Raw genomic sequence first — 12037 nt, 5'->3', positions numbered from 1 at the left:
GATGAACCGTATTGACGAGACGAGGCCAACCTCCGCCGGAATCGCCCCTTCGTTCTTGTTGGCGCGATTCGACCGCCTGCCCACGATGCGGCTGCATTACGTCTGGGCCGCTCTGCTGGCGCTCAACATGATGCTGGAGTACTACGACAACGCCATCTTTGCCTATGCCAGTCCGACCATCAAGGCGCACACCGGCATGAGCACCGAGCAGATCGGCTTCATCAGCAGCGCCTTCTACGTAGGCATGGTGATCGGCGCGCTCGTCGGCGGCTGGCTCTCGGACAGATGGGGGCGTCGCCCGGTATTGGTGTGGGGCACGGTCATGTATTCGCTCGGCGTGGTGGCGACCGCCTTCGTGCCCGGGTACGAACTGATCCTGGGCTCCCGCTTCATCACCGGCCTCGGAGTGCAGGCGGCCACGTCGGTGCTGCTGGTCTACGTCTCCGAGATGTTTCCAAGCGGCGCGCGCGGGCGCTTCCTGTCGGTCGTGACGATGGGGCTCACTGCTGCGGCAGTGCTTGCGGCGGCGCTGGCCATGTTCTACCTGCCGACCGGCGGGCCGGACACCTGGCGTCACCTGTTCCTCGCAGGCGGTATCGGCCTGCTGATTGCCCCGCTGGTGCACTTCTGCTTGCCGGAGTCGGTGCGCTGGTGCGTGGCGCGCGGACAAGTCGACCGCGCCGAGAAGATCGTCAGCCGGCTGGAAGCGCGTGCGCTGCGCCAGGGCCCGCTCGCCACGCCCCAGGTGTCGGCTGTACCGTACGCCGCAGCGCAGCCGACGCTGCGCGACCTGTTCCAGAACAGGTCCGTCTTACGCAACCTGGCCGTGCTCTTCGTTTCCTATTTCGGGGTCTACCTCGCGTACTACACCTGGGCGAACTGGAGCATCTACGCACTGGTGTACGACCTCAAGTACGCGCAGAAGGACGCGTATTTCATCCTGTTCATCTGGACCGTGGTCTACGGCGCCATGCCTTTCCTCGCCATGCGATTTCTGGATCGGTGGGAGCGCAAGAACACCATCCTCTTCATGTCCGTGTTCGCGGCGCTCACACTGGCAGCTTTGGGCATGTCCACCGGCTACTGGGCTGTATCCATCATCGGCGGCATCCTCACCGTCTTCGCCGGATTCGTCCTCAATGCCTACTACACCTACATCCCCGAGACGATGCCCACGCAGTTGCGCGCCCTGGGCAACGGCATCGTGATGTCGGGGGCCCGGGTCGGCGGCGCGGTCTCCGGCGTGATGGGCGCGGCACTGGTGTCCGCAGGTGGCTTGAAGTATGTGACGTGGACGGCTGCCGCGATCTACATCGTCTTTGCCATCCCCGTGCTGCTGTTCGGCCCGCGCACCACCAACCGTTCGCTGGAAGACGTGGCCGATGAAGAACTCGGCCGAGGGCAGGGCGAGGCGCCGCCGCCGCTGGCCTCCAGCCGGGCGGCAGCCTGAGTCCGCAGGAGCCGTTCATGCTGCCTGTCCAAGAGAACCGCGTGGTCTCCACGCACTGGGGCACCTACAGCGTGTCCGTGAACCAGGGGAGGGTGTCCGGCATCCGGTCCTGGTCGGGCGATCCCGCGCCGGCGCCGGTCTGGGAGGGCCTGGACGGCTCGCACACGGGGCCGAGGGTGGCCGCGCCCGCTGTCCGGCAATCGTTCCTCGAGAAGCAGCATCGTGCGAGCGGTGCGGGCCGCGGGCGCGAGCCCTTCGTCGAGGTCGACTGGAAGACCGCGCTCGACATGGCCGCCGCGCAGCTGGACAGGGTGCGCGCGACGCACGGCAATACGGCGATCTTCGGCGGCTCCTACGGGTGGGCCAGTGCCGGCCGGTTCAACCATGCGCAGAGCCAGATCCATCGCTTCCTGAACCTGCTAGGCGGCTATACGCGATCGATCAACTCCTATAGTTACGGCGCCGGGGAGGTGATCATCCCGCGCGTGGTCGGCTCGATGCACAGCCTCGCGGGTCGGCACACCTCGTTCAAGTCCATGATCGGCCACACCCGGCTGCTGGTCACCTTCGGGGGGCTGCCGGAAAAGAACGCGCAGGTGAATGCCGGTGGCGTCACACGGCATCGCTATCGCGACACGCTCGGGCAGCTCGCTCAGGCGGGTGTGCGCCTGGTCTCGATAAGCCCGATCCGGGACGACACAAGCGTGCCCTGCGAATGGGTGCCCATCCGTCCGCAGACCGATGTGGCGCTGATGCTGGGGCTGGCCTACGTGCTGGAAACCGAGAACCTCGCGAACCGGTCATTCCTGGCCCGGTACACGGTCGGCTACGACCAGTTCCGTGCCTACCTGCTGGGACTGTCCGACGGCATTGCGAAGACACCGCAGTGGGCATCATCCATCTGCCGCGTGCCGGCGCAGGACATCGCGCAGCTGGCGCGCGATATGGCGCGGCACCGGACCATGATCACTATGTCGTGGTCTGTACAGCGGGCCGAGAACGGGGAGCAGCCGTACTGGATGACGGTCGTGCTGGCGTCGATGATCGGCCAGATCGGTCTGGAGGGCGGTGGATTCGGCTTCGGCTATGCCGCCGTCAACGGCATCGGCCTTGAGTCGATCACGGTGAAGATTCCCGCGCTGCCGCAGGGCAGGAACCCCGTGTCTTCGTTTATCCCCGTGGCCCGGATCGCGGACATGCTGCTCAACAAGGGACAGTCGTTTCGCTACAACGGCCAAACGCTCACTTACCCGGACACACGGCTGATCTATTGGGCAGGGGGCAACCCCTTTCATCACCATCAGGACTTGAACCGTCTTCGCAAGGCATGGGCGGTGCCGGAAACCATCATCGTCAACGAGCCCTGGTGGACGGCGACGGCCAAGCATGCAGACATCGTGTTTCCCACCACCGTGGCGTACGAGCGAAACGACATCGTGGGCACCAGTAGCGATCCTTTTGTCATCGCCTCCGCTGCGCATGCGAAACCCCATGCGGATGCGCGGAACGACTACGAGGTCTTCTCCGAGCTCGCCACCCGGCTGGGATGCCTCGAAGAATTCACGGGGGGAAAGACGGAGGAGGATTGGCTGCGCTCGTTCTATGCGCAGATCAAGGAGCAAGGCGACGAGCAGGGCCTGAAGCTTCCGACGTTCGACGAGTTCTGGGCAAAGGGAATGGTCGAGGTGCCGACGCAGGAGTCCGCGGCGGTCTTCTCGGAGTTCATCCATGACCCGGTCGGCAAGCCTTTGCGCACGCCGTCGGGCCGCATCGAACTCTTCTCGCAGACCATCCGCGACTTCGGCATCGAGGGGCAGCCGGGGCATCCGGTCTGGATCGAGCCGCAAGAATGGCTGGGCGCGACCCAGGCGCAGGCGTTTCCCTTGCACCTGCTGTCGAACCAGCCGAGCTCCAAGCTGCACAGCCAGTACGACCACGCGCCGCACAGCCGGAAGCTGAAGATCTCCGAGCGGGAGCCGATACGGATTCACCCGGTCGATGCGGCAAGCCGGAACATCGAGACCGGGATGATCGTCCGGGTGTTCAACACGCGAGGCAGCTGTCTTGCGGGGGCGGTGGTTTCTGATGCAGTGATCCCGGGTGTGCTGCAGATGGCCACCGGCGCCTGGCTGGACCTGGAGCCGGAAGACGGCGACGGCATCCCCCTCGACAAGCATGGAAACGCCAATGTGCTGACGCGCGACTTCGGAACTTCGGAGATCGCGCAGGGCAGCACGGCCAATTCATGCCTCGTCGAGATCGAACGCTTCGCCGGCGTACCTCCGCCGACGACCTGCTTCGATCCGCCGGCCTTCATCTCCAAGAAATAAAGAGAGTATCGACATGGTGACAACAGCCCTGCCCGCCTGCCCGATCCAGCCTCTGCACGAGTACCTGCGCATGCATGCGCGAGAACGGCCCGATGCCGCTGCCCTGGTTTGGTACGGCACCGTGCTGAGTTGGTCCGACCTGGACCGTGCCAGCGATGCCTTCGCCGCCCGCCTGCAGGCCCTTGGCGTGAAGAAGGGCGATCCGGTGGTGCTGTTCCTCGGTAATTGCCCGCAGTACGTCGTAGCGCACTACGGCATTCAGAAGATCGGTGCCGTCGTGTGCCCCAACGGACCGCTGAACAAGGAGCATGAACTGGCCTATCAGGTGAACGACCTGAAGGCGCGGGTGATCGTGGCGGCAGCGGCCCTCTTGCCGGTGGTGCAGAAGGTGAAGCCAGTGAGCACGCTGGCGCACGTGTTCGTAGTGCACTATGCCGACCTGCTGCCCGCGCAGCCGACACTGGACCTGCCCGCCGAACTGAGTACGGCGCGTGAAGACGCGCGCGTTGTGCCGACGGACTGCGAAGACTTTCTGGCCGTGATGTCCGGCAGCGCCAGACCCGCCTCCGTCGAACTGGACATGGATGATCTGGCGCTGATGCTCTATACGTCAGGCACCACGGGGCTGCCCAAGGGCGCGATGCTCACCTATGGCAATGCGCTGTACAAGACGCGTACTTCGGCCTTCGCCATGGGGGTGGAGCGGGATGACACACAGCTATGCGTCGCACCGATGTACCACGTCGCCGGTATGTTGACCGGCGTGAACGTACCGGTGCTCTGCGGAGACACCGCCGTGCTGCTGCATCGTTTCGAGCCGCGTGCCACGCTGCAGGCCATCGACCGCTACCGAATCACGGCGTGGTACAGCATCGCACCCATGAACGCGGCCTGCATGCAGCAGCCCGACATCACCCGATTCGATCTGTCCAGCCTGAGCAAGAACACAGTCACCAGCTTCGGTATCGCCTTCACCGAAGCGCTGGCCCTGCAGTGGAAGAGCTTCGCTCCGAACGCCCATGCGCGCGAGGCTGCCTACGGTTTGTCGGAAACCCATAGCTGCGACACCTACATGCCGACCAACGCCATCCGTTGGGGCACGGTGGGCTTGGCGGTGCCGGGGGTGGTGATACGCATCCTCGACCCGGACACCGGCGATGCGCTGGCAGCGGGCGAGCAGGGAGAGATCGTGCTGACCAGTCCCGGCGTTTTCAAGGGCTACTTCAACAACCCCGAAGCCACCGCCGCCACGTTGCGCGACGGCTGGGTGCACACCGGCGACATGGGGCGCATGGACGCCGATGGCTATCTCACCTTCATGGGGCGCTTCAAGGAAATGATCAAGGTGTCGGGGTATCCGGTGTTCCCCGAGGAAGTCGAGACCATTCTGATCAAGCACCCGGCCATTTCCCAAGCGGCGGTGGTCGCACAGCCGGACGTGGACAAAGGCGAGGTAGTGAAAGCCTTTGTCGTGAAGAAGGCGGGAACCGAACTGGCCGCCGATGAGTTGATCGTCTGGTGCAGAGACAACATGGCACCGTACAAGGCGCCCAGGCATGTGCGTTTCCTGGATGCACTGCCGACCGCGGGAGCGGGGAAGGTGCTGCGACGTTTGCTGAAAGACGTCGAATGATGTTGTGAGTGTGTCTGCTACAGAGCGTAGTCCGGCGATATGACGTTCGGCCCTCATTGCCGCACTGCGCGCGAAATTGGTGCGGAAGGTGCCGACTTCTATCGGCGCCCGACGGAGCACTGGAGGGCTCAGTCTGCTGGTGCAGCGCATTGTCAAAACCCTGCTGTTCGAACTTGGATGTCTTGTACAGACATGCTCCGCGGCGTCGATAGTGGCCGCGGCTAGAAACAGCCTACGATGCCTTGGGCGCGTGAAGTATCGGCGTTCGCTTCATCGACCTGAAGACATCGGGAGTCCCGCGTCGGCGGATGTGCTATCTCGGTGCTTGCCGCCTACAGGCCGGCTTGGCTCGCGGCCTCGAGCGCAGGCTTGACGCTTTCGATGGCCCCACCCCCATCGCAGGGGATCAGCGCACCTGAGATGTAGCTTGCATAGGGCGAAGCTAGGAATAGCGCGAGGTTGGAGATGTCATCGAGCGAGCCGAAGCGTTGCAGCGGCACGTGGCCGCGCGCGGCGGCGTGGTCTTCCGGCGTTGGCGCCATCAGCTTCCTGAAACCCTCCGTGCCTTCGATCGGGCCGGGCGAGATGGAGTTGACGCGAATACCTTCGCCGCCCCATTCCAGCGCCAGCACTCGCGTCAACTGGTCGACGCCGGCCTTGGCTGCGCAGGCATGGACCTGGTAGCGCATCGGAACGAAGGACTGCGGCGCGGTGATGTTGATCACTGCCGCGCCGGGCTTGCGCAGGTGTGCGTGCGCTTGGCGCAGCACATGGAAGGTGCCGACGAGATCGATATCGACCACCGCGCGAAAACCGTTCGACGACATGTCCCGCGCCGCGCACAGGAAGTTGCCGGCTGCTCCCGAGACGAGTACATCCACCGGCCCGAATCGTCCGACCGCGCTCTCGAACGCACGGCCGACCGCGTCGAAATCGCGCACGTCGGCACACGCGCCATGTACCGGGCCACCGACGTCGGAAAGCGTTCGGCAGGCGTTGTCGACGTTCTCCTGCTTGCGGCTCGCGACGGTCACGGCGGCGCCCTGCCGTGCGAAGGCCTGCGCGATGCCGAAGTTGATGCCGGTGGTGCCACCGAAAACGAAGACATGGCGGCCGTGGAAATCGAGGTTCATTTGCATGGGGGATCTTTCAGCGATTGCGGAGAGCCGGACAGGCCGTCAGGTAAAGCGCGGGGCGCGCTTCTCCCGGAAAGCGGCAATGCCCTCGGCCACATGGACCGATGCGGCTGCCTCGACCATCAGCCGATGCTCCATGTCGAGTTGCTCCAGCAGCGACCGTTCGTTCGCTCCGTCGACCAGCCGCTTGATGCGCGCGAGCGCGCCCGTCGCGCCCTGCGAAAGAGTACGGGCGAGGCTTGTCGTGCGGGCCGCCAATTTTTCGTCCGGGACGATCTCGTCGACGATGCCGAACGCCAGGCATTGCTGTGCCGACAGCGGGGCGTTCGTGAAAAAGATTTGTTTGGCGCGTGCTGCGCCGGCACGGCGCGCCAGTAGCCACGAGGAACCGGCGTCCGGTGTGAGCCCAAGGGCCGAGTAGCCGCCGCGCAGTTTCATCGATTCGGCCGCCAGCACGATGTCCGCACACAGCGCAAGGCCGATGCCGCCGCCGCCGACCGGCCCGTTGACGGCACTGATCACCGGCACCGGCAGCGTCGCCAGCTTGTGGATGGCGGCGTGGAGTGGACCGATGAATTGCTCCAGCAGCGCCGGCAGCGCCGCGCCGGCCTGGTCGAAGAACGCGATGCTGCCGCCGGCGCAGAAGTGCCTGCCCGCAGCGCGCAGCACCACGGCGCGGACCGACGCATCGGCCGCGACGGTATCGATGCACCCGATCAACGCCTGCGCCGCTTCCGGGTCGATGGCGTTGGATTGTTCGGGACGGTTCAATACGATGGCGGCCACATGGCCGTCGCGTTCGAGCACGACAGGTGCAGTCATTCGGGTTCTCTTTCTCTTCTCATTCGGTTCGATCTTGGGTCAATCACGCCGCTGCAGGATGGCCACCGACACCGCCGTACCCAATCCGCCGTTGTGCTGCAGGGCCAGGCGAGCGCCCTCGACCTGCCGCACGCCGGCCTGGCCGCGCAATTGCGTAGTGAGCTCGGTGATCTGCGCCAGCCCGGTTGCGCCGAGCGGATGGCCCTTGGACAGCAGCCCCCCCGACGGGCAGACCACCACTTGCCCACCATAGGTATTGCGCCCTTCTAGGACGAAGCCGGCCAGATCTTCTTCGGCACAGAAGCCCAGGCTCGCGCAACTGAGCAGTTCGTTACTGACGAAGCAATCGTGTACCTCCGCGACGTCGATGTCCGTTGGCGCCACCCCCGCGCGCGCGTAGGCACGATCCGCAACACGGCGCGTGGCGGCTCGGCTCAACGCGTCGGGCACGTTGGGCGGGTCAAGGTCGGTGGCGATGTCGCTGCCCATCTCATGAGCGAGGATCGACACCTCGGCGCGCAGGCCATGGCGCCGGGCGAAATCGGAGCTGCACAGGATCACCGCAGCGGCACCGCAGCTTGGTGCGCAGGCATACAGCTTGCGTAAGCGCCCCCACACGGTTGGGGCGGCCAGGACTTCATCCACGCTCAGCGGATCGCGGAAGATCGCGAAGGGATTGTGTTTCGCATGCGCGCGCGCCTTCACGGCCACGCGCGCGAACACCTCATCGGTCAGCTGCAATTCACGCGCAGCCCATTCGAGCTGAGAGCCGAACATCAGCAGCGCGGGCGGCAGTGCTTGCTCCTGCACGCTGAGTCCCATCGCAGCGATCACACTGGCGCGGTGGTGCTCGAGCGGGTCCGCATGCGTGGGAAAGATGCGGTCCAACGCGCCGGGCCGCATCTCCTCGAAGCCGACCGCCAGCGCGCACTCCGAGACACCTGACAAGACGGCCTGCCGTGCCAGGAACAGCGCCGACGAGCCCGACGCGCAATTGTTGTTCACGTTGGTGATCGGGATGCCGGTGATGCCGACGCGGTAGAGAGCGCGCTCGCCCGAGCACGAGTCGCCATAGACGAAACTCGCGAAGGCCTGCTCGACGAGGCCGTAGTCGATGCGGGCATCGGCCAGTGCCGCTTGCACGGCCTTTTGCGCCATCACGTCATAGGGTTCGCTGCGGCCAGGGCGCACAAAAGGCACCATGCCGACACCGGCGATGAGGGTTTCCTGGGTCATCGGTTGCTCGCTTTCCGCCTCGGCGGATCAGATGTTGCGGTCCTGCGCCGTCCAGTAGAGTGCGCGCAGATCTTTTTTCAGGACCTTGCCGTTGGCACTGCGCGGCAGCGAGGCCACGAAGTCCACCGACTTGGGCGCCTTCACACTGCCCAGCTTCTGCTTGCACAGGGCGATCAGCTCGCCGTCCGAGACCTGCATGCCGGGCGTCAGTTCGACGACGGCCTTCACCGCCTCGCCCCATGCGGCATCGGGCACACCGATCACGGCGCAGTCCTGCACAGCGGGGTGAGCCCAGATCACCTGCTCGACCTCGCTCGGGTAGACGTTGAAGCCGCCGCTGATCACCATGTCCTTCTTGCGGTCGGTGATGCGCAGATACCCGTCGCGGTCCAGGTGCCCCACGTCGCCGGTGTGCAGCCAGCCGTCGACGACGGCTTCGGCCGTCTTCTCGGGCGCCTTGTAGTAGCCTTTCATGACGAGGTCACCGCGCACGCAGATCTCGCCGGTCTCGCCGACGCCAAGCGGCTCGTTGTTCTCCCCCATGATCGCCACGCGGGTGAGCGGGCTGGCACGGCCGCAGGACAGCAGGCGCGCATCGCTGGCGAGTTGCCCGCCGACGAAGTTCTCCTCCGGCCGCTTCATCGCGATTGCGCCGGGCGCCTCGGTCTGACCATAGGCCTCCATCATCACGGGCCCGAACACCGTGATGGCGCGGCGCAGTTTCTCGGCCGACATCGGCGCAGCGCCGCACAGGAAGTACTTCAGCGAGGAAAAGTCGCGCCCCTCGATGCCCGGCATGTCCAGCAATCGGTAGATGACCGTCGGCGGCAGGAAGAACTCGGTCACACGGTGCGTCTCGATGGCATCAAGGAGGGCGGTGGGATCGGGTTTGGTCAGCACCACCACCGTGCCGCCACGTGCTGTACACGGCAGCGACAAGACACCCGCCGTATGCGTCATCGGAGCTGCGGCAAGGTTGACGATCTTCTCGTCGGCCCGGTAGCTGCAGGCGATCATGAACTGGGCGCAGAAGGCCTGGAAGCTGCGGTGCGTGTTCATCACGCCCTTGGGCAGACCCGTGGTGCCCCCGGTCGGCATCACGGCCACCGTGTCGTCGGGCTGGTAGGTCACCTGCGGCCTGTTGGCCGAATGGCCTCCGATCCATTCGGAGAGTCCTAGCGCCCCCGGCACGGGGCCTTCGATGCAGACGAACAGCCGGATCTTCGGCAGGTTGGCGCGCAATGCTTCCACGGCCGGTGCGAAGGCCTGCTGGAAGAACAGTACCTCGCAGTCGAAGGCATCGAGCAACTGACGATTTTCTTCGAGCGCTCCGCGCGGATTGACAGGCATCCACGCCATGCCGGCACGCCACAGCCCCAGGGTGCAGGTCCATGGCACCGGATGGTTGGCGGCCCAGACCGCGCCGACCTTCTCTCGTCCCAGGCCCATCGTCAGCAGGGCGTTCGCAATGCGGCACGAGAGCGTGCCGACATCATCGAAGCTGTAGACCGCATCGTCCATCACGTAAGCAGGTGCTTGCGGATCGATCTCCCATCCGCGGTCGAAGAAGTCAATGATGGCCATGTTGGGTCTCCTGTAGGCGTCGTGTTTTTTCTCGGTGGCGTGAAGTCTGCCGACGCGCATGATTTCTTTCGCCCCTCGAATGGAGGGGAGTGCGAGGGTGCCAGGATGCGCGAAGGCCCCCTCCCGTGATAGGGGCGAAACCTGACACGCCCCCTATGCACTCATTCGGCCCAGACGACAGATTCGCCAAGGCTCGCCCAACGCTCGAAATGCGGTCCGAAGCGTGTTTCGAACACGTTGCGACGCAGCTTGAACGTCGGGGTCATGAGTCCGTTCTCGATGGTCCACGACTGCGCGGCGACGACCAGAAAATCGAGTCGCTCGTGTGGGTCCAGAGTCTGGTTGACAGCTTGCCGCAGCGCATCGAGCGTTCGCGCGAGTTCGGGACTTCGCGTAGCGCCCGGCGCCAGCAGAACGACGGCAAACGGCTGCGGAAAGCCCACGCCAGTCACGCAGCAGGCCTCGACCAGCGGGTCGCCGCACAGCGCATTCTCGATGGGGGTGGGCGCCACGTACTTGCCCTTGCTGGTCTTGAAGATCTCCTTCGCACGGCCAGTGAGCTTCAAGTAGCCCTCGGCATCGATGTCGCCGACGTCGCCGGTGCGCAGGAAGCCGTCCTCGGTCATGACCTCAGCGGTGCGCTGCGGATCGTTGAAGTAACCGCGCATATTGCCTGGGAAGCGGACCAAGATCTCGCCGTCGTCGGTACGCCGGACTTCGGCGCCAGGTCGCGGCTGACCCACGTAACCCACTCGTCCCTTTCCAGGGCGGCTCGCATGCGTGCCCATGTTCTCCGTCATGCCGTAGATCTCAAGCAGCTCCAGGCCCAGGTCGAGATACCACTGATGCAGTTCTTGCGACAGCGGCGCGGCACCCGACAGCGCATAGCGCGTTTCGGCCAAGCCCAGTTGCGCCAGCACCTGCCGGCGCACGGCCGGCCCTTTCTCGGGATCGGCCAGCATCGCCGTCAACTGCGCAGGTGGAATGCGCGTCAGCACGGCCTGGCGGAACTTGGCCCATAGCCGCGGCACTGCGATGAAGAAGGTGGGTCGGGTCTTCTGGAGATCGGAGACGAAGGTCTCGACACTTTCGTTGAAGGTCACGCTGCAGCCGCTTGCCAGCGACACCATCTCGGAAAACATCCGATCGGCGCTGTGCGCCAATGGCAGGTACGACAGCATGCGATCCTGCGGGCCGAAGCCATAGTCGTCCATCAGGATGCCCAGCGACGCCCCCAGCGTGCCGAAGGTGTGCATCACGCCCTTGGGAACGCCGGTGGTGCCCGAGGTGTAGACGATGGTGGCCAACTCGTCGACGCCGCGCGAGCGCTCGCCGGTCAGCGGCGGCGTGCGGGCGATCACGGTGTCCCAGTCGGCCACGGGCTGGTCGGACAATTCCCCGTCCGCGCGCAGCGGAAACCGCACCACCGGCATCCCCGGGGGGATGCCGGCACGCATGGCTCCCCAATCGTCGGAATCGAGCTTGCCCAGAAACAATGCCTTGGCGCCCGAGTGCTCGAGGACGTGGCGAACCGATGCTCCCGTGAGAGAAGGATAGATCGGCACCGAGACATGCCCGGCCAACATGATCGCGAAGTCGGCGAGGAACCACCAGGCGCAGTTCTTCGACATGATCGCGACCCGCGAACCAGGCTCCCAGCCGAAAGACGCGAGATGCGCGGCCATGCGCCGCGCTTCTTCTGAAGCCTGCGCCCAGGTGAAGTGGCGCTCCTGTCCGCCGCCCAGGGGCTGCGTGAGATAGCGCTGGTCGGGCCGTTCCTGCACGTGGCGTTGTAGCCAGGCGCTGGGGTTGATGGGGGCGTGGATGTGCGGCATGTCATGTCTCC

Annotated in this window: 8 protein-coding genes; 3 read left to right on the top strand and 5 right to left on the bottom strand. The window is 65.2% G+C overall.

Features of this window, described 5'->3' with window-relative positions; translation table 11 throughout:
- Window position 1: 1 nt before the first annotated feature.
- Genes VBO01S_RS01905 through VBO01S_RS01895 form a run of 3 tightly spaced genes read left to right on the top strand, consistent with a single transcriptional unit; the run spans window position 2 to window position 5413 of the window.
- Entirely contained in the window at window positions 2-1450 is a 1449-nt protein-coding gene (locus VBO01S_RS01905; protein ID WP_062469766.1) for an MFS transporter, read from the top strand.
- A gap of 17 nt (window positions 1451-1467) precedes the next feature.
- A complete protein-coding gene (locus VBO01S_RS01900; RefSeq protein WP_062469652.1) occupies window positions 1468-3780 on the top strand; it encodes a molybdopterin-dependent oxidoreductase in 2313 nt (770 codons plus the stop codon).
- Window positions 3781-3793: 13 nt separating this feature from the next.
- Window positions 3794-5413 (top strand): AMP-binding protein, encoded by a 1620-nt coding sequence (locus VBO01S_RS01895; protein WP_062469649.1) that lies wholly within the window; start codon window positions 3794-3796, stop codon window positions 5411-5413.
- A 332-nt stretch (window positions 5414-5745) separates the two neighbouring features.
- Here VBO01S_RS01895 and VBO01S_RS01890 read toward each other — a convergent pair whose 3' ends face one another.
- The 5 genes from VBO01S_RS01890 to VBO01S_RS01870 all read right to left on the bottom strand — a co-directional run bounded on the left by VBO01S_RS01890 (window position 5746) and on the right by VBO01S_RS01870 (window position 12026).
- Complete coding sequence (locus tag VBO01S_RS01890) at window positions 5746-6552, bottom strand: SDR family oxidoreductase (RefSeq protein WP_062469646.1); 807 nt, start codon at window positions 6550-6552, stop codon at window positions 5746-5748.
- 39 nt (window positions 6553-6591) lie between these two features.
- Entirely contained in the window at window positions 6592-7371 is a 780-nt protein-coding gene (locus VBO01S_RS01885) for an enoyl-CoA hydratase/isomerase family protein (protein WP_062469643.1), read from the bottom strand.
- A gap of 39 nt (window positions 7372-7410) precedes the next feature.
- Window positions 7411-8607, bottom strand: coding sequence for a thiolase C-terminal domain-containing protein (locus VBO01S_RS01880; protein WP_062469640.1), 1197 nt, complete (start codon window positions 8605-8607; stop codon window positions 7411-7413).
- Between the two features lie 27 nt (window positions 8608-8634).
- Window positions 8635-10191, bottom strand: a complete 1557-nt coding sequence (locus VBO01S_RS01875) for a class I adenylate-forming enzyme family protein (protein ID WP_062469639.1) — start codon at window positions 10189-10191, stop codon at window positions 8635-8637.
- Window positions 10192-10352: 161 nt separating this feature from the next.
- Window positions 10353-12026 (bottom strand): AMP-binding protein, encoded by a 1674-nt coding sequence (locus tag VBO01S_RS01870; RefSeq protein WP_062469635.1) that lies wholly within the window; start codon window positions 12024-12026, stop codon window positions 10353-10355.
- Window positions 12027-12037: the final 11 nt, after the last annotated feature.

Origin of the sequence: Variovorax boronicumulans NBRC 103145 (assembly GCF_001591345.1) — a bacterium.
In the GTDB taxonomy this organism is placed as follows: domain Bacteria; phylum Pseudomonadota; class Gammaproteobacteria; order Burkholderiales; family Burkholderiaceae_C; genus Variovorax; species Variovorax boronicumulans.
The sequence above is the reverse complement of the archived record's forward strand: the minus strand, read 5'-3'. Positions and strand labels throughout refer to the sequence as shown.